Raw genomic sequence first — 18,904 nt, 5'->3', positions numbered from 1 at the left:
GGCTCACTCCTACAGTGATCGGTGTTGCCCACAGATTTCGGGCACAACACTGTTCCTGTAGGAGTGAGCCTGCTCGCGATGGCCACACCTCGGTCCAAAGTCCTGCTCAGAAAGCACTGAACCGCCGAGCCAACCCCCGCTCGGCAAACTGCTCAATCACAAAATCGACAAACGCCCGAGTCTTGCCCGGCAACAATTTATGTTCGGCGTAGTAGATCGAAATGTTGCCGTCATCGATGTACCAGTCCGGCAGCACGCGTTGCAAAGTGCCCGCGTCGAGGTAACCCACGGCAAACGGCATGCTGACCAGTGCGATCCCCAGCCCTTGTGCTGCCGTGGCACAAGCGGCTTCGGAATCGCTCATGGTCATGCGCGCCTTGAGAGTCAAGGGCTGACAGAGCTGACTGCCACTACTGATCAACTGCCAGGAACGTACCCGGCCGGTTTGCGGCGAGCGGATCAGAATGCCATCGTGACGTTGCAGGTCATCCGGTTCGGCGATGACTTCGTGCCTTTGCAGATAGTCAGCAGATGCGACCAACACACGGTGCGCGGGTGCCAATCTGCGTGCAACGACGCCTTGGGGCAATTCAAAGCCGCCGCCAATCGCCGCATCGAAACCCTGCCCAATCAGATCGACCTGACGGTTATCAAAATGCCAGTCAGGGTTGATCGCCGGAAACCGACGTAAAAACTCTTGCAGCAGCGGCACGACATACAGCCGCCCGAATACCGTGCCCATGCTGACTTTCAACGTCCCCGCCGGCAGCCCTTCCACACTCGCCAGATTGGCCACCGCATTCTGAATCGTCGTCAGGCTGCCACTGACCTGACTCAAAAACAGCTGACCGGCCTCGGTCAGGGTCAGGCTGCGTGTACTACGCTGGAACAGCCGTACACCGAGCCGCGCCTCGAGCTTCGCCACACTCTTGCCAACGGCGGCCGGGGTCAGGCTCAAGCGTCGGGCGGCCTCGGCAAAGCTGCCGACTTCGGCGCTGCGCACGAAGCATTCGATACTGCTGAAAGTTTCCATGATCGCCACTATAAACTTCTGGTTTACACAGACTATAGCAATCATGGTCTACACGGTTGTCGATGCGAGGCCGATACTCGGCTCCAACTACAAGGCACCCCGCCTTGAATTTTCTGGAGATCGAACATGACCACTCAACACCTCAGCGGCAAAGTCGCTCTGATTCAAGGCGGTTCCCGTGGCATCGGCGCCGCCATCGTCAAACGCCTGGCCGCTGAAGGCGCCGCTGTCGCCTTCACCTACGTCAGTTCCACCGCCAAGGCCGAAGAGTTGCAGAACAGTATCACTGCCAACGGCGGCAAAGCCCTGGCGATCAAGGCCGACAGCGCCGATGAAACAGCCATCCGCAACGCCGTCAGCGCCACCGTCGAAGCCTTTGGCCGCCTGGATATTCTGGTGAACAACGCCGGCGTTCTGGCCATCGCGCCGCTGGAAGACTTCAAACTGGAAGACTTCGACCAGACCCTGGCGATCAACGTGCGCAGCGTGTTCATCGCATCTCAGGAAGCCGCCAGACACATGGGCGAAGGCTCGCGCATCGTCAACATCGGCAGCACCAACGCCGACCGCATGCCCTTCGGCGGTGGCGGTGTGTACGCGATGAGCAAATCGGCGCTGGTCGGCCTGACCAAAGGCCTGGCCCGTGATCTCGGCCCGCGCGGCATCACCATCAACAACGTGCAGCCCGGCCCGGTCGACACTGATATGAACCCGGCCCATGGCGATTTCGCCGAGAGCCTGATCCCGCTGATGGCGGTGGGCCGTTACGGCACCGCCGATGAAATCGCCGGTTTCGTCGCTTATCTGGTCGGCCCGGAAGCCGGTTACATCACCGGTGCCAGCCTGACCATCGACGGTGGTTTTGGCGCCTGATTGCGCTGAATCCCGGATACAAAAAACGCCGCGCCTCTTTGCAGAGGGCGGCGTTTTTTATCGGCGCTTATTGGCTGATCAAGCCCAGTCCAGCGCCGGCAAACCGCAGGCACTCGGGGTGAACGCCTTGAGCGTGCGCAAAATCCCGTCGGCATGCGCGTATTTTTCATCGGCCATGGCCGCGTCGGGAATCGCAATGGCAGTCATCCCCGCCGCTTTCGCGGCGGTAACGCCAAACGGCGAATCCTCGAAGACCAGACAGTCTTCAGGCGCGACGCCCAGACGCCGGGCGGCGGTGAGAAAGATGTCCGGCGCCGGTTTCGCCGCGCCAACTTCCGGGTCGTCGGCAGTGACGATGAAATCGAACAGCGCAAACCATTCGCGGTGCAAGGTGGTTTTCTGACCGAACGACTGCCGCGACGAACTGGTGCCCACGGCGATCGGGATGTTGTGCGCCTTGAGGTGACGAATCAGCTCCTCCGCGCCGGGCATCGCCTGAGCCTTGGGGAAGCGTTCACGCATCAGCGGTTCGCGGATCAGCAGAAACTCTTCGGCGCTGATCGGCAGATCCAGCGCCTGCACCACGTAGTTCGCCAGATCATTGGCGCCACGACCGATGATGTTCTGTTTAACGCTCCAGTCGAAAGTCCGCCCGTAACGCTCGGCAATGAGCGAGGTGACCTCGGTGTAGATACCTTCCGTATCCAGCAGCAAACCGTCCATGTCGAAAATCACGGCCTTGATCGGGCCAAACGTCTTCATCGGTGCATTCATCATCGGATCCGTTATCAAAAACATCCCGGGCGGCCCAACCGGCGCCGCTACGCGGATCTGATTAATGGGTTCAGCAGCATAGCGAGGCCAGCGGACATTGAGCAACGGGCAATGTTTACAGGCCGTGGAATGACTCGCTGACATTTAGCGAAATGCCCTACAGATAACGCCTACTTTCCCGACTTCTTTCGATTTTGATCCCCCGCAAAGTCCGCGCACCTCTTTCATGTGCGCGAGTGCTTGCGAATGTTCCAAACCGATCGGGTCCTGGCCCTGAACAACAGCATCGGCCTGCTGGTGGTTGCCGCCCTGAACCCGCAACACCCGGACTTCGAAACGCTGATCCGCGAGTTCCGCCTGTGCCTGAACAACTACGAGGCCTGGGCCGAGCAGTTGTGGACCGGAACGGCGCTGGATGTCGAGCAGGTGTTCAAGGTCGGCGACCACGTCCGTCTAAGCGCGCCCGTCAAATCCCGCCAGCCGATCCAGACCTCCGTGGTCATGTGCCCCGCGAGCGGCCCGTTGACCCTGGTGCATATGTTCGAGGCGGCGCGCTTCGTACCGATCGGCAATACCCCGGTGATGCTGGAGCCGGTGATCGGCGAAGTCGACGGGGTATTGAGTTTCGGTGAACCGCTGCGCCATACCATCGGCCCGAGCGGCATTCTGGAAGTCAGCGACTGCGACCGGGGCCAGCGTTATCGCATCACCTTCTTTCCTGATGTTTCCACCGCACATATCCAAGCCCTGTACGCCTCCTACGAAGGGATTCTGGATGGGCTGGAGGTCTGGCTTCGTCAGGAGTGGGACGGGTTTCAACCGCTATGGACGGAGTTTTCCGGCGCCGGTTTCGCTGATCGTTACCAGCAGTTGCAACAGGCCGACTGGCGCGGTTTCGAGAAAGCCCTCCACGACATTTGGGATGACGTTAAACAACTGTTTGGCCTGCTCGCCGACCTGCAGGCCAACAGTGAAAAACTCCTGCAGTACCTGAGCGCTGTCGAGTTGCAAGCGCTGCTCGACGCTTCCAGTGAGGCCATCGCCAATGGCTTGCTGATCCTCAGTGACGAGCCGTTGCTGTTTATCCATCTGGCCGCGTTTAGCAGTTGGTTGAAGATGCTGCCGCCGCAGTACCTGGCGGAAGTGGTGGCAGAAGTCCGGGTCGAGTTGTTGATCAGCTTTTTGCTGATGCGCGTTTGCGGCGGCGTTGGCGTGCCCGTGAGACTGAGCAGCAAGGTGCTGAGCAAGATCAAGTCGGCACGGGCGCGGCAATGGCTGGCAGCGTCGGCGCTGCGCCTGAGCGAACTGTCCTCAACTGCGGATCTGAACAAGCACGCGGGCGCGTTGAAGCCGTTGATGGTGCATGCGCGCGACGTGCCGTTGAAGCCGACGCCGGCGATCCCGCTGCACATTCGTCAGGCGGACGCCGTGGTTTTATCCGTGCCGAATCCGGCACCGATGGCCCGGGACAAGTCCCGTGGCACGACGCGGATGGAGCGTCACGAATCTCGTGACGACGCCTCCGATCAAGCGAAAAACCCCAACGGTGACAGCGCCGACTGCGCGCCGCTGACCTGTACCAACGGTTGCCCGGTGTCGATGGTCACCGGCGAAGAACTGCTGACCCTGAGCGACGGCACGCTCGATGGCTTGCTGCCGTTCGAGTTCACCCGGTTGTATCGCACCAGCGCGGTGGAGATCGATGTCGGGCTGGGGTTTGGCTGGAGCCATTCGCTGGCGCATCGGTTGGAGTTTGATGGCGATGCAGTGGTCTGGGTCGATCACGAGAACCGCCGCACGCGGTTTCCGTTGCCCAGCGTTGAGCGCCCGGCGATTCACAACAGCCTGTCGCGGGCGGCGATTTTTCTCGGGGATGAGCCGGAGGAACTGATCCTCGCGCTGGCGGGGGATGTGGCGCGGTTTTATCACTTTCGTGCCGGGCGGCTGGTGGCGGTCAGTGATGCGTATGGCAATCGTCTGAGCGTTTCTCGCGATCATCAGGAGCGCGTTGTTCGTTTGGACAATGGCGCGGGTCGCTCGCTGTTGTTGCGCTACGACCGGGCGCATCTGGTGGCGGTTGATTACCAGGTGCTTGAGGCTGATGGCTGGCGCACCGAGCAAACGCTGGTCAGTTATTGCTACGACGCCCGTCAGCGTTTGTTGGCCGCGACCAACGCCGTCGGTGACAGCGAGCGTTACGACTACGACGATCAGCACGTCATCCTGCAGCGGCAACTGACCGGCGGCGCGAGCTTTTTCTGGGAGTGGGAACGTTCCGGCAAAGAAGCGCGTTGCGTGCGGCACTGGGCGTCATTCGCGCAGATGGACACGCGTTACGTCTGGGCCGATGACGGCAGCGTCGCGGTGCACTATGTCGATGGCAGCGAAGAAACCTACGTCCACGACGACAGCGCGCGGCTGGTGCGCCAGGTCGAGGCCGATGGCGGTGAGCACCTCAAGGTTTATGACGATCAGGGCCGGCTGATCGCCGAGCAGGATCCGCTGGGCGCGGTCACCGAGTATCGCTACGACGAAGTCGGACGGCTGATCGCGCTGCTTCCGCCGGACGATGAGCCAACGTCCTACGAGTACCGCAACGGTTTCCTGCACAGCCGTTCCCGCGGCGAGGCGGTGTGGACCTTTCGGCGCAACGCCGAGGGCGATGTCACCGAGGCCGTCGATCCCGACGGACAGGTCACCTATTACTACTACGACACCCGTGGGCAGTTGCTGTCGATCCGTCATCCGGACACCAGCCGGCACATTCTTGTCTGGAACGACCTTGGCCAACTGATCGAGGAAACCCTGCCTGACGGTGGTGTGCGGCGTTTTTCCTACGACGCGCTGGGGCGACGGACGACCACTTGCGACGAACACGGCGCGATCACTCGCCAGCAGTGGGACGCTGTTGGCCGACTAATTCAGACGACCTTTCCTACGGGCGCCACCCGCGCCTACAGCTACGGCGCCTACGGCCAGGTCACTGCCGAACGCGACGAGCTCGGCCACATCACCCGCTACGAGTATGACGACGACCTGCACCTGGTCTCGCGCAAGATCAATCCCGACGGCACGCGGGTGCAGTACCGCTACGACCATGCGCAACTGCTGCTCACGGAAATCGAGAACGAATCCGGGGAAAAGTACCGACTGGACTACACGCCCACCGGACTGATCCGACAGGAAACCGGCTTCGACGGCCGACGCACCGCTTACGCCTACGACCGCAACGGGCACCTGCTGGAGAAGACCGAGTTCGGTGATGACGGCTCAACGCTGGTCACCACTTACGCGCGTGATGCGGCCGGGCGTCTGCTGCTGAAAACCCTGCCCGACGGGGTTGAGGTGGCTTACACCTACGACCGCCTGGGCCGTTTGACCGGGGTCGATGACGGTCAGAAACATCCACTGGCCTTCGAATACGACCTGCAGGATCGGCTGATCACCGAGCATCAGGGCTGGGGCACCTTGCGTTATGCCTATGACGCCTGCGGCCAGCTCAAGCGCCAGCGTCTGCCGGACAACAGCAAGCTCGATTACCACTACGCCAAGAGCGGCGCGCTGACGGCCATTGACCTTAATGGCACGCGGCTGAGCAGCCACGTCTATCAATCGGGTCGCGAACAACAACGCCAACAAGGCCTGCTGCGCAGCGATTATGCCTACGACGAGCAGGGCCGTTTACTCGCCCACGCTGTAGGTCATCAGCACGACTCGCTGTACCGCCGCGATTACGCCTACAGCGCCAACGGCAACCTCGAGCACATTGCCGACAGCCGTCACGGCCAGCGCACCTACGGTTACGACGCCCTCGACCGCTTGATCCGCGTGCGTCACTCGCGCGACGAACTCCCCGAATCCTTCGCCCACGACCCGGCCGGCAACCTGCTGATGCAGGACCGTCCCGGCCCGACCCGGATCAAGGGCAATCGCCTGCTGATGCAGGGCGACCGCCATTACGACTACGACGCCTTCGGCAACCTGATCCGCGAACGCCGTGGCCGCGACCAGCAACTCGTCACCGAATACCGCTACGACTGTCAGCACCGCCTGATCGGCCTGACCCGCCCCGACGGCCAAACCGCGACCTATCAATACGACGCCTTCGGCCGGCGCATCCGTAAAACCGTCGACGGCATCAGCACCGAGTTCTTCTGGCAAGGCGACCACCTCGTCGCCGAAAGCAGCCCGAGCCACCACCGCAGCTACGTCTACGAACCCGGCACCTTCCGCCCGCTGGCGCTGCTTGACGGCAAAGGCCCGAAACGCGCCTGCCCCTTTTATTACCAACTCGACCACCTCGGCACCCCGCAGGAACTGACCGATTACAGCGGCGAAATCGTCTGGTCGGCGCAATACGATGCCTACGGCAAGGTGTCGGCGATCACCTTGGCGGGCGAGGACTACCTGGACCAGCCGCTGCGCTTTCAAGGGCAGTATTTCGATGCGGAAAGCGGGCTGCATTACAACCGGCACCGGTATTACGACCCGAGGTTGGGGCGGTATTTGACGCCGGATCCGGCGAAGCTGGCGGGAGGACTCAACCAATACCAGTACACGCCGAATCCGACGGGCTGGGTGGATCCGTTGGGGTTGAATGCCAACTGTCCGCCGCCGAAGAAGCCTGGATGTGAAGTACCGGGTGGGATTGGCGGGACTAAGGTTGATGAGGGTGAGCCGAAACTACCGACCATTGCTCACAATATAGATCCGAAAACTTTGAAACGAGTACATACAATAGAGGGAAAGACCTCAACCAGGACAGTCGAGGATTATAAAAATAAAATGCGCAACGGATACGACCCAACAGATCCTATAACCGTAGTAGAACATGACGGCAACCTATACATTCTGGACGGACACCATCGCGCAGCTGCTGCACGACAAACTTCGACGAATGTGACAATCAAACTTATAACAGATCTGAAAACGTATAACGGAGCTCTAAGAAGTATTGAAGATGTATTGGAATCAGCAAACAATGTGGGCCTGGACAGGTTGGAGCACCGGAGAAGAAAATGAGCGATCAAAATGAAGCTTTGGACATCCTGATAAATGACTTTATCTCCATGGTGGAGTCCAGCACGCTGATATTTGAGCGCAAATTTGGCACTCGTGACATTCGACGTCTCTGGTACACCAAGACAATAAAGCGACGAGGAAGAGTCACTCGAGGCGTTAAGTATGAATTGCATGGTATTGGCTGCCGCATTAACTTATCGACAGGAAGCGTAGATTTTGACTATGGCCCTAACGGTGAAATTAATGGGTTTGATACTTGGCGCCTATACAACTATGCCCGTGAAAGACCATCCAAACATAGGAAATATTGCGATGAAAAAATCATTAAAAAAGAACTCGAAGAATATCTCAATCTAAAAAAAATCAAAAAAATGTCAGCCTTCAGTAACCTGTATGTATGGGCTGACTCAAAAGAAACCGATTAAACATGATCACGACAAGGGCCTGTTCACTCAGGCCCTTAAAACCAAATCCAAATTTTCAATCCACCTCACTCCCCCTCACTGCTCATCCTCATCCTCCTCATACTCCATATCTGCTTCATCCGCATCATTCAACGGCACGGTCGCATCATCCATCAGCGACCCCGGATCCTCGTTCCCCGGATCATTGATAAACGGCAGACCGCTCGGGCCTTTTTCTTCCTTGCCTTCGGTTTCGGGCGTCATGGCAAACCTCTACGTCTGGTGGGTTGTATAACGTTCGAAAAGCCTCACAGGCAATCGTTCCAGTGTCCGACCGCCAGACACGAAAAACCCGGCATCAGGCCGGGTTAGTTTTCGAACACTCAATCAATGATGGCGTTTTTTATGTTTGTACTTGTTGTGCTTGTGACCACCACCGGAGTGGGCTTTGCCGCCGTCATCCCCCAGATTGTTGCCCACCGCACCACCGGCCGCACCGCCCAAACCGGCACCAATGGCAGAACCGGTGGAGCCGCCCAAGCTGTTACCAACCACCGAGCCGCCAGCAGCGCCGAGGCCACCGCCGATGGCGGCTTCAGTGCGATTGTGTTTATTCGCCCCGACCGCGCTGCCCGCCGCGCCACCAACCCCCGCGCCTACTGCAGCACCGGTGCTGCCGCCGAGCTGGCCACCGACCACGTTACCGAGCACGCCGCCCAGTCCGCCGCCTACAGCAGCGCTACCATCTCCGGCGGCCATGGCGCCTTGAGCGACCAGTAATCCGAAAAACAGTGCAGACAATGACAAACGCATTTGAACCTCACAGTTCCCGAATCGGGAGGGTATGCCCATAGGGCCTATGTCAGATTGGAGACATTTTTCGGGAAAACGTTCAGGCATGAAAAAACCCGACATTGAGCCGGGCTTTTTCTGACAAGCGCTCAGCATCAGTGACGCTTGTGCCCCTTGGACAGATTGGCGCCCACAGCACCACCGGCAGCACCACCGAGACCGGCGCCAATGGTCGCGCCATTTCTGCCGCCCAGGCTGTTGCCGATTACCGAACCACCGGCCGCGCCAACACCACCACCGATGGCCGCTTTGGTGCGGCTGCCCCTGCCGGCGGCCATCGCGCTGCCCGCCGCGCCTGCAACACCGGCACCAATCGCCGCGCCGGTACTGCCGCCCATTTTCTGGCCGACCACATTACCCAGCGCACCACCCAGACCACCGCCGAGTGCCGCCGTGCCTTCACCGGCGACCGCACCTTGAGCAACCAGAAGCCCCAGAACCAGAGCAGGCAATGTTAGACGCATGACAGAAACCTCAAAAAATAGGGAGATCAAATGGGGCCGAGATTGAATGTCGCCGCCGCGCTGAAGTCCAGACAAATCAGCTGCCGCTGCACTCTTGGCGCCGATTGGACAGCGATCTGGCAAAAGGTTTTATCGCAGGCAAAAAAAAGCCCGCTGGGGAGACGGGCTGGAGACTTGCTTTCTAACGGATGGCTTCACCCTACGACCGTGGACGTGAAAAGTTTGTGAAAAAAACAAAACCAGCCAAAGAGTTTGTAGGAAATTCCCATTTCATAAACAGCAGGCATAAAAAACCCCGTTCATAGACGGGGTCGTTTGGTGTCTCGCCTTACTTTCTTGAGCGGGCCGAAACCTTCGGAAGAAATTTGGCTTTCGGGCCTTTGGGCACCGTGGACTTGATCTTGCCGGTCTGCACCGGATCCTCGCCAAAGCCCGACTGGTACTCCGTCTGACCGCAACGGACACAGTTATTGAATGAAAATTCAGCTCCATCGTCTTCGATATACGGACCAGTCATAGCCTCTCCCCTTCGTAATGGATCGATACCGGCCAAGCCTTTTTGCCCGAAAAATATCGACCTCCCAGGCTTTTGAGACTAGCCGGTCATTACTGGACTTGTGGTTCAGTTCGACCGATGCCCGACGAATGGCCCACACCTGTTCAACATCCGAACCAACCGTTGATCTCACAACGCTAAAGATTCCCGGCGACAGGCCGTTGCCCTTTTTCATACAAATGAATCTCAAGGAGAGAACATGAAAATCAACGGATTCCCGGAAATGCCTGTCGTAAAACTCACGGACGAACAGATCGCTGCCGGCAAAGCCGCCGGTGAGAAATTCAAGGAAAAGCTCGCTTCAGGCGACATCACCATCACCTACCCGGACAAACCGGTTCTGACCCCCGGCGTTATCTACCATCCGAGTCAGCCGGCCGATCCGACGCCCGCCACCGGTACCCCGCCTCTGGTCGCGATCGATACGCCACTGACCTATGACGCCCACGGACTTGTCATCCTCAAGCCACAGGGCTGACCGAAGGCAAAAAGCAAAAAGCCCATTCATCATCTGAATGGGCTCGCTTGAAAACGGCGACTGCATCAACGCAACTTGACCGCCGTGCCGGTCGCGAACACGACAACCATGCCACCCTTGCCCGCCGGCATGCTGATCTCGAAATCCAGCCCGACCACTGCATCCGCCTGCAACGCCCGCGCCCGCTCCTTGATCTCGTCCGTCGCCTGAACCCGCGCCTCTTTCAACGCACGCTCCAGCGTCTGCGAGCGCCCACCGAAAAAGTCGCGCATGCCGGCAAACAGGTCACGGATCACATTGACGCCCTGCACCGACTCCGCGCTGACAATGTCCAGGTACGCGGTGATCTGTCGGCCTTCGATGGCGTGGGTGGTGGAGATGATCATGGGAGCAATCCTTTTTTCTACTGATAAAGCGGCGATTGTAATGCGCTATGGCGAATCAGGCTGAGCACCTGCACGGATCACTTGCGCAGCGGATTAAAATCCAGACGCCAGAAACCACAAAACCCCTGATTTCTTTCGAAATCAGGGGTTTAGCGTATTGAATTTGGCGGTGAAGGAGAGATTCGAACTCTCGATACAGTTTCCTGTATACACACTTTCCAGGCGTGCTCCTTAAGCCACTCGGACACTTCACCGTATCTCTTCAAACATGTTCTGTCTGTCGAGGCGCGCTAATGTAGTCGAAAGCTTTTCTGATGGCAAACTTTTTTTCAGAATTTTCATGCGCTTAAGACAAAAACACATTTTGCCCGCTGATGGGCTATGGCAAACCGGCCAATCTCTGGTGACGGCCACCCTTCTCTATAGAAGCAGAACGGCGTGCTACGCCGGGCGCGGGCGGAAACGGTGACTGGCGAGTCAGTCACGGCGCTTTACCTGGCCTACGGCGGTGGGTAACGTCTGCCCATCTTTCTTACAAGGAATAGCGTCATGAGTGAGTTGATTGCCTACCACCTCGAAGACGGTATCGCGACCCTGACCTTGAACAACGGCAAGGTCAATGCCATTTCCCCGGACGTGATTGCGGCGTTCAACGCGGCGCTGGATCGGGCGGTGACTGATCGTGCCATCGTGATCATCACCGGTCAGCCGGGGATTCTGTCTGGCGGCTACGACTTGAAGGTGATGACCTCTGGCCCTAAAGAAGCCGTGGCTTTGGTGACCGCGGGTTCGACCCTGGCCCGTCGCCTGCTCTCTCATCCGTTCCCGGTGATCGTTGCCTGCCCTGGTCACGCCGTGGCCAAAGGCGCGTTCCTGCTGTTGTCCGCCGACTACCGCATTGGTGTCGACGGCCCGTTCAGCATCGGTCTGAACGAAGTGCAGATCGGCATGACCATGCACCACGCCGGCATCGAGCTGGCGCGTGATCGTCTACGTCGCTCGGCGTTCCACCGTTCGGTGATCAACGGCGAGATGTTTGATCCGAAAAGCGCGGTGGATGCCGGTTTTCTCGACAAGGTGGTGGCGGCCGAAGAGCTGCAAGGCGCAGCCCTGGCAGCGGCGCGTCAGTTGAAGAAAATCAACATGAATGCGCACAAGAACACCAAGCTCAAAGTGCGCAAGGCACTGCTCGAAGCCCTCGACAACGCGATCATCCAGGATCAGGAGCATCTGGGCTAAGCCCGCGCTTCCCGAGCCGAAAAAAAGCCCGACCGTCGTGTCGGGCTTTTTCTTGGGTGTTCGGTTGATCGGGCATCGACTGCTCTAGGACGGGTCTGACAATCAACTCGGAAACATGCGCTTAAACATCGCCTATCTCCGGACTCTATAGCAGCAATTGCCGAAAACAGTGCACATCCGTACACTGCGCCACCTTTTGTCCCGGTGGGGCCTGAAAATGCTGTTTGTGTTTCGTATGTTATTGATGGGCCTGCACTTTATTCTGGCCGGCGTGTTGGGGGTGATCCTCGGCCTGTGCCGTCCGTTCAATCCGGACAACAGCCGACTGTGCGCCCGCCTCTACGCGCTTCCGGCGATGTGCATTCTGCGCTTGCGGGTAAAAGCCGACGTTGGCCCGTTGATGCACAAGCCTGAGAGCTGCGTGATCGTTGCCAACCATCAGTCCAATTACGACCTGTTCGTGTTCGGCAACGTGGTGCCCCGGCGTACCGTGTGCATCGGCAAGAAAAGCCTGAAATGGGTGCCGCTGTTCGGCCAACTGTTCTGGCTGGCAGGCAACGTGCTGATTGATCGTGGCAACGCGCACAAGGCGCGCAAGTCGATGCTCACCACCACCCACACCTTGCAACACAAAGACACCTCGATCTGGGTATTCCCGGAAGGTACGCGCAACCTCGGTGAAGAACTGCTGCCGTTCAAGAAAGGCGCGTTCCAGATGGCGATCGCCGCTGGCGTGCCGATCGTGCCGGTGTGCGTCAGCAGCTACATCAAGCACATGCGCCTGAACCGCTGGCGCAGCGGGAAAATTCTCATACGCTCGCTGCCGGCGATTCCTACAGCCGGGTTGACCATGGATGACATGCCCATGCTCATGTCCCAGTGCCGCGAACAGATGCGCGAATGCATCGCCGCGATGGATCAGCAGCTGCAAGCTGCGTGAAAAACAAACCCGCCTTGTGCGGGTTTTCTTTTGCCGGGTGAACTGTGCAGATTTCACTGACTCTCAAGCAGCGACACGGCTAAGCTGAAGCCTTGTATTCCCTGCCATCTGCCAAGAAGAAGTGAACCACCACCATGGGTCGAGTTGTTGCTGCTGCGGTTTACAGCGCCGGTAAGAAAGTCACCAATATTACCCTCGATGAGGGCGCCGCCTGGGCCGCGAAAACCGGGCACTTTGTCTGGATCGGTCTGGAAGAACCGGACGCTCAGGAGCTGTCCAACCTGCAACGCCAGTTCAATCTGCACGAACTGGCCATCGAAGACGCCCTGGAAAAACACAGTCGGCCGAAGCTGGAAACCTTTGGCGACGCTTTGTTTATCGTCATCTACTCGCCGATCCGTGAACACGGGATTTTGCAGTTCATCGAAACGCATATCTTCGCCGGCAAGGGCTACATCATCACCGCTCGCAACGGTCACTCGGCGTCCTACGCACATGTCCGCCAACGCTGTGAGGCGCGTCCGCTGCTGCTGGAGCACGGGGAAGATTTCGTACTCTATGCAATCCTGGATTTCGTCATCGAAAACTACCAGCCGGTGGGCGAAGCGATCCACGCCGAGATCGATGAGCTGGAGCGCAACGTGCTGTGCAGTGCGTTGAACGAGCATGACATCCAGAAACTCCACGGCCTGCGTCGCGATGTGTTGCGCCTGCGCCGCTATGCAGCGCCGATGGTGGAGATTGGCGAGGAACTGCAGAAGCTGAGTTTCCCGTTCATCGACAAGAACATGCGCCCGTACTTCCGCGATGTGCAGATTCACGTCACGCGGCAGATGGAAGACTTGACCACATTGGCCGACATCGCCAGCCAGACCATCGAGGTCGGCGTGTTGCTGGAGGCGTCACGGCAGAGCGTGGTGCAGCGCAAGTTTGCTGCGTGGGCAGCGATTCTGGCGTTCCCGACGGCGGTGGCGGGGATTTACGGGATGAACTTCCAGAACATGCCGGAGCTGAGCTGGCACTACGGCTATTTCGCTGTACTGGGGTTTATCACGGTGGGGTGTGTGAGTTTGTGGGCGAGCTTCAAGAAGTCGGGGTGGTTGTAGGGAAGCAAAAGCAAAAGATCGCAGCCTGCGGCAGCTCCTACAAATGCCATTCCCTGTAGGAGCTGCCGCAGGTTCGGGCCGCGTTCGGACGATCTTTTGATCTGCTGTTAAGCAGCTTCTGGCTTATGCGCCACAAACCGCATCATCCACTCTGCCACCGTGGTGCCATGGTGCTCCTGCTCCAGGCTGGCCACGCCTTTCGAGTAGATCTGCGAACCCAGCGCGTCCTGGCGCAGATCCAGCAGCGCCCGCGAATAGTCGTGAATGAATTCAGGGTGGCCCTGGAAGCACAGCACCTGATCGTTGATGTGATACGCGGCAAACGGGCAGAAATCGCTGGAGGCAATGACCGTAGCGTTTTCCGGCAGTGCGGTGACCTGATCCTGGTGGCTGATCAGCAGCGTCAGCTCTTCCCGCACCGGGCTCATCCACGGCGCCTTGGCCGCCAGTTTGTAGTTGTGGGTGCCGACGCCCCAGCCCTGACTGGCGCGCTCGCTCTTGCCACCCAGCAGCAGCGCCAGCAATTGATGGCCGAAGCACACGCCGAGCAGCTTGTCGCCACGCTCGTAGCGGGTCAGCAGGTATTGCTTGAGGGTCTGGATCCACGGGTCGGTGCCAAACGAATCGGCCTTGCTGCCGGTGATCAGGTACGCATCGAAGGTCAGGTCGTCGCTTGGGTATTCGCCCTGCATCACGTTGTACACGGTGAACTCGGCGGCAATCGGTTGTTGCGAGAACAGGCGCTGAAACATCTGCCCGTAACCCTGATATTGATCGACCAGTTCCGGACGCAGGATGTCGGTTTCCAGAATGCAGATGCGTAGCGACATAAAAAATACCTGACACGTGATGGGAATAATGAACACCCCAGAGCCTGCCTTGAAACACCCCGGCAAGGCAAGCCCCGCAGCGTTCAGCCGATCACTTAAAACAGCTCGCCTTGCGCGGCTTTTTCCAGCAGCAGCGCCGGTGGCGCAAAGCGCTCTCCGTACTGCTCGGCCAGATACTGCGCGCGTGCAACGAAGTCCTGCACCCCGTACTGATTGATGAACTGCAACGCACCACCGGTCCACGGCGCAAAGCCGATGCCGAAGATCGAGCCGACGTTGGCATCCGCCGTTGAGGTGAGCACGCCCTCCTCCACGCAGCGCACGGTTTCCAGGGCCTGGACGAACAACAGCCGGTCACGCACATCCTTCGGCGAAATCTGCCCGTCGGCCTTCTCGAAACAGGTCTTCAATTCGGGCCACAGATGCTTCTGAGCGCCGGCCGGGTAATCGTAAAAACCACCGCCGGCGGCTTTGCCCGGACGCTTGTATTCGTTGAGCAGCAAGTCAATCACAGCGAATGCCGGATGATCTGTCAGCGGTTTCCCTTCCGCTTGCAGGTCTTTGGCCGTTTGCTGACGGATATGGCTCATCAGGCTGAGGGAAACTTCGTCGGAGATCGCCAGCGGCCCGACCGGCATCCCGGCCTTGCGCGCTTCGGTCTCGATCATCGGCGCGCTCACGCCCTCGCCGAGCATGGCGATGCCTTCATTGGTGAAGGTGCCAAACACCCGCGAGGTAAAGAAGCCGCGACTGTCGTTGACCACGATCGGGGTTTTCTTGATTTGCAGGACGAAGTCGAAACCCCGCGCCAGGGTTTCAGCACTGGTTTGCGCACCTTTGATGATTTCCACCAGCGGCATTTTGTCCACCGGGCTGAAGAAATGCAGGCCGATGAATTTGCTCTGATCGGGTACTGCGGTCGCCAGCCCGGTGATCGGCAACGTTGAAGTGTTGGAGGCAATCACCGCGTCAGAACCGACAATCTTTTGCGCTGCCGATGAGACCTTGGCTTTGAGTTCGCGATCCTCGAACACCGCCTCGATGATCAGGTCGCAACCCGCCAGATCAGCATCGCTTTCGCTGGTCTGGATTCGCGCCAGCACCGCCTCGCGTTTTTCAGCGGTCATCTGGCCACGGGCGACTTTCTTGTCCAGCAGCGCCGCCGAATGCGCCTTGCCCTTCTCGGCCGCCGCCAGGTTGATGTCCTTGAGCACCACGTCGATACCGGCCGAGGCACTGACGAAGGCAATCCCGGCCCCCATCATCCCCGCGCCCAGCACGCCGACCTTGCGCGTGACATATGGCGCAAACCCTTGCGGGCGCGAGCCACCGGCGTTGATCTCGTTGAGCTGGAACCAGAAGGTGCCGATCAGGTTTTTCGAGATCTGCCCGGTGGTCAGTTCGGTGAAGTAACGGGTTTCGATCAGGTGCGCGGTGTCGAAATCAACCTGCGCGCCTTCCACCGCCGCACAGAGGATTTTCTCCGGCGCCGGCAGCGTGCCTTGAGTCTTGCTGCGCAGGATCGACGGCGCAATCGCCAGCATCTGCGCGACTTTCGGATTCGACGGTGTGCCGCCGGGGATCTGATATCCCTTCACGTCCCAACGCTGCACCGCGTTCGGGTTGGCGACAATCCAGGCGCGCGCCTTGGCCAGCAACTCGTTATGATCCGCCGCCAGTTCATCAATCAGACCAGCCTGCAACGCCTGCTGTGGGCGCACCTTCTTGCCTTCGAGCAGGTACGGCAAGGCTTTTTCGATGCCGAGCATGCGCACCATGCGCACCACCCCGCCACCGCCCGGCAACAGACCGAGGGTCACTTCCGGCAGACCGAGTTGCACCGCCGCATCGTCCAGCGCTACTCGGTGATGGCAAGCCAGACAGATTTCCCAGCCACCGCCGAGCGCGGCGCCGTTGATCGCCGCGACCACCGGTTTGCCGAGGGTTTCCAGGGTGCGCAATTGCCCCTTGAGGCTCAGCACCATGTCATAGAACGCTTTGGCCTCGGGTTTGCCGACCTTGATCAGCTCATTGAGGTCGCCGCCGGCAAAGAAGGTTTTCTTCGCCGAGGTGATGATCACCCCGGCGATGCTGTCTTTTTCCGCCACCAGCCGCGCAACGCAGGCGCCCATGGCCTGGCGGTACACGGCGTTCATGGTGTTAGCGCTCTGGCCCGGCATGTCGATGGTCAGCACGACGATGGCGTCCTGGCCTTTTTCGTAACGAATGGCTTCGCTCATAACAAGGTTTCCTTGAAGTCGGGGCTCAGAGGCGTTCGATGATGGTGGCAATGCCCATGCCGCCGCCGACACACAGCGTCGCCAGGCCGTAGCGCAGGCGCCGGGCTTCCAGTTCATCGAGCAAAGTGCCGAGGATCGCGCAACCGGTGGCACCCAGCGGGTGGCCCATGGCGATGGAGCCGCCGTTGACGTTGACCTTGTCCGGGTCCACCGCCATGTCCTTGATGAACTTGAGCACCACCGAGGCAAACGCCTCGTTGACCTCGAACAGATCGATGTCTTCCACGCGCAAGCCCGCCTTGGCCAAAGCCTTGCGGGTGGCCGGTGCCGGGCCGGTGAGCATGATGGTCGGGTCAGTACTGGTGACCGCCGTGGCGACGATGCGCGCCCGCGGTTGCAGGCCCAGTGCACGACCCTTGGCTTCGGAGCCGATCAACATCAGCGCCGCACCGTCAACGATCCCGGAGCTGTTGCCCGGCGTATGCACGTGGTTGATCCGCTCGACGTGGCTGTAAACCCGCAGCGCGGTGGCGTCGAAGCCCATCTGGCCGATCATTTCGAAACTTGGCTTGAGTTTCCCGAGGCCTTCCATCGTCGATCCGGCGCGAATGAACTCATCGTGATCGAGCAGGATGATGCCGTTCTGATCCTGCACCGGCACCAGCGATTTGTTGAACGAGCCGTCAGCCCGCGCCCGTGCGGCTTTTTGCTGCGAGTGCAACGCGTAGGCATCGACGTCCTCACGGCTGAAACCTTCCAGGGTGGCGATCAGATCCGCACCAACGCCCTGCGGGGTGAAATGGCTGTGCAGGTTGGTCTGCGGATCCAGCGCCCAGGCACCGCCGTCGCTGCCCATCGGCACCCGCGACATCGACTCGACGCCACCGACTACTACCAGATCCTCGAAGCCCGAGCGCACCTTCATCGCGCCGAGGTTGACCGCTTCCAGACCCGAGGCGCAGAAGCGGTTGATCTGCACGCCGGCCACGCTGACGTCCCAATCCGCCACCTGCACCGCGGTCTTGGCGATGTCGGAACCTTGATCGCCGATCGGCGTGACGCAGCCGAGCACCACGTCATCAACCTGACTGGTGTCCAGCGCGGTGCGGCTCTGCAGTGCGGTCAACAACCCCGCGACCAGATTCACCGGTTTGACGCTGTGCAGCGCGCCATCGGCTTTGCCTTTGCCGCGGGGCGTGCGTAACGCATCGAAAATCAAAGCTTGGGTCATGACGGCCTCGAACCTGTGCGGTGAGTGAAATTCGTGGTGTCACTGTTGTCCCGCGCCGTCGAGGATTCAATGACCACAGCGCTCAATGACGTTGACGCGCACGCTCAGACGGACGGTCATTCACCCGCAGGTGAACCGGTTCAGGTCAGCGAGTTGTCTAGCAAGCGGGCGGCGAAGAAGCTGGCAATTCGCCTCATGCCTTTTTTATCGCTATCAGCAGCAAATACATACGAAATGGATCTAAGTCGCGCGTGACGCGGGCTCTAAGGTAGTACATGTACGTCAGGGTCGTCGGGTTTTGCCGGGGCCGACGTTCTTCAACAGGAAGTGCAGCGTTTGCCGTCATGGATATGCAGGCAGACATCAGGAAATAACAATAAAGGCGGTCAAGCCATGTTCAAACAACCGAAAGTTCGTCAAGCCGGGCTCATTCTTTTCGCCACCACGCTGTTGCTGATTTTGCCGAATCTGACCAA

17 protein-coding genes and 1 tRNA gene are annotated in these 18,904 nt (G+C 59.3%); 7 read left to right on the top strand and 11 right to left on the bottom strand.

The features are described 5' to 3' along the window. Positions 1-106: 106 nt before the first annotated feature. Entirely contained in the window at positions 107-1,033 is a 927-nt protein-coding gene (locus tag ACS4NR_RS03295) for a LysR family transcriptional regulator (protein ID WP_456019077.1), read from the bottom strand. Positions 1,034-1,159: 126 nt separating this feature from the next. Here ACS4NR_RS03295 and ACS4NR_RS03290 point away from each other — a divergent pair, with 126 nt between their 5' ends. Further along, positions 1,160-1,906, top strand: a complete 747-nt coding sequence (locus ACS4NR_RS03290; RefSeq protein ID WP_095138624.1) for a 3-oxoacyl-ACP reductase family protein — start codon at positions 1,160-1,162, stop codon at positions 1,904-1,906. A gap of 78 nt (positions 1,907-1,984) precedes the next feature. Here the strand turns inward: ACS4NR_RS03290 and ACS4NR_RS03285 are convergent, their stop codons facing one another. Beyond that, positions 1,985-2,680, bottom strand: a complete 696-nt coding sequence (locus tag ACS4NR_RS03285) for an HAD-IA family hydrolase (RefSeq protein ID WP_456019076.1) — start codon at positions 2,678-2,680, stop codon at positions 1,985-1,987. Between the two features lie 246 nt (positions 2,681-2,926). Between ACS4NR_RS03285 and ACS4NR_RS03280 the strand changes: the two genes are divergently transcribed. Both ACS4NR_RS03280 and ACS4NR_RS03275 read left to right on the top strand, forming a co-directional pair. Continuing rightward, positions 2,927-7,702: an RHS repeat-associated core domain-containing protein gene (locus ACS4NR_RS03280; RefSeq protein WP_456019075.1), complete on the top strand. Its 4,776-nt coding sequence runs from the start codon at positions 2,927-2,929 to the stop codon at positions 7,700-7,702. Beyond that, entirely contained in the window at positions 7,699-8,127 is a 429-nt protein-coding gene (locus ACS4NR_RS03275; protein ID WP_456019074.1) for a DUF6896 domain-containing protein, read from the top strand. Before ACS4NR_RS03280 ends, ACS4NR_RS03275 begins: the two co-directional genes overlap by 4 nt. A 75-nt stretch (positions 8,128-8,202) precedes the next feature. Here the strand turns inward: ACS4NR_RS03275 and ACS4NR_RS03270 are convergent, their stop codons facing one another. From ACS4NR_RS03270 to ACS4NR_RS03255, 4 genes are all read right to left on the bottom strand, one after another. Beyond that, positions 8,203-8,370 (bottom strand): hypothetical protein, encoded by a 168-nt coding sequence (locus ACS4NR_RS03270; protein WP_003223252.1) that lies wholly within the window; start codon positions 8,368-8,370, stop codon positions 8,203-8,205. Between the two features lie 123 nt (positions 8,371-8,493). Next, complete coding sequence (locus ACS4NR_RS03265; RefSeq protein WP_095139967.1) at positions 8,494-8,919, bottom strand: YMGG-like glycine zipper-containing protein; 426 nt, start codon at positions 8,917-8,919, stop codon at positions 8,494-8,496. Between the two features lie 134 nt (positions 8,920-9,053). Further along, entirely contained in the window at positions 9,054-9,422 is a 369-nt protein-coding gene (locus ACS4NR_RS03260; RefSeq protein ID WP_456019073.1) for a bacteriocin, read from the bottom strand. A gap of 328 nt (positions 9,423-9,750) precedes the next feature. Then, a complete protein-coding gene (locus tag ACS4NR_RS03255; RefSeq protein WP_095139968.1) occupies positions 9,751-9,939 on the bottom strand; it encodes a hypothetical protein in 189 nt (62 codons plus the stop codon). 238 nt (positions 9,940-10,177) lie between these two features. Here ACS4NR_RS03255 and ACS4NR_RS03250 point away from each other — a divergent pair, with 238 nt between their 5' ends. Next, positions 10,178-10,456, top strand: a complete 279-nt coding sequence (locus tag ACS4NR_RS03250; protein WP_047598840.1) for a hypothetical protein — start codon at positions 10,178-10,180, stop codon at positions 10,454-10,456. Positions 10,457-10,521: 65 nt separating this feature from the next. Here ACS4NR_RS03250 and ACS4NR_RS03245 read toward each other — a convergent pair whose 3' ends face one another. Together ACS4NR_RS03245 and ACS4NR_RS03240 are read right to left on the bottom strand one after the other, a co-directional pair. Further along, positions 10,522-10,842, bottom strand: a complete 321-nt coding sequence (locus tag ACS4NR_RS03245) for a YbjQ family protein (protein ID WP_007960724.1) — start codon at positions 10,840-10,842, stop codon at positions 10,522-10,524. Positions 10,843-11,006: 164 nt separating this feature from the next. Beyond that, a tRNA-Ser gene (locus ACS4NR_RS03240) sits at positions 11,007-11,096 on the bottom strand. Positions 11,097-11,391: 295 nt separating this feature from the next. Between ACS4NR_RS03240 and ACS4NR_RS03235 the strand changes: the two genes are divergently transcribed. From ACS4NR_RS03235 to ACS4NR_RS03225, 3 genes are all read left to right on the top strand, one after another. Further along, entirely contained in the window at positions 11,392-12,081 is a 690-nt protein-coding gene (locus ACS4NR_RS03235) for a crotonase/enoyl-CoA hydratase family protein (protein WP_456019072.1), read from the top strand. Positions 12,082-12,298: 217 nt separating this feature from the next. After that, positions 12,299-13,021 carry a 1-acylglycerol-3-phosphate O-acyltransferase gene (locus ACS4NR_RS03230; RefSeq protein ID WP_095139970.1) on the top strand — a complete coding sequence of 241 codons (723 nt, stop codon included), beginning with the start codon at positions 12,299-12,301 and terminating at the stop codon, positions 13,019-13,021. Positions 13,022-13,155: 134 nt separating this feature from the next. Further along, positions 13,156-14,127: a magnesium and cobalt transport protein CorA gene (locus ACS4NR_RS03225; protein WP_095139971.1), complete on the top strand. Its 972-nt coding sequence runs from the start codon at positions 13,156-13,158 to the stop codon at positions 14,125-14,127. Between the two features lie 107 nt (positions 14,128-14,234). On the opposite strand, the gene ACS4NR_RS03220 is transcribed toward ACS4NR_RS03225, so the two are convergent. From ACS4NR_RS03220 to ACS4NR_RS03210, 3 genes are all read right to left on the bottom strand, one after another. Continuing rightward, positions 14,235-14,957: an amidotransferase gene (locus ACS4NR_RS03220; RefSeq protein ID WP_027613315.1), complete on the bottom strand. Its 723-nt coding sequence runs from the start codon at positions 14,955-14,957 to the stop codon at positions 14,235-14,237. 95 nt (positions 14,958-15,052) lie between these two features. Then, positions 15,053-17,197 (bottom strand): 3-hydroxyacyl-CoA dehydrogenase NAD-binding domain-containing protein, encoded by a 2,145-nt coding sequence (locus ACS4NR_RS03215; RefSeq protein WP_456019071.1) that lies wholly within the window; start codon positions 17,195-17,197, stop codon positions 15,053-15,055. A gap of 25 nt (positions 17,198-17,222) precedes the next feature. Beyond that, a complete protein-coding gene (locus tag ACS4NR_RS03210) occupies positions 17,223-18,428 on the bottom strand; it encodes an acetyl-CoA C-acetyltransferase (RefSeq protein ID WP_204896406.1) in 1,206 nt (401 codons plus the stop codon). Between the last annotated feature and the right edge of the window lie 476 nt (positions 18,429-18,904).

The organism is Pseudomonas sp. JQ36 (genome assembly GCF_053851495.1).
This window is presented reverse-complemented; position numbering and strand designations above follow the sequence as displayed.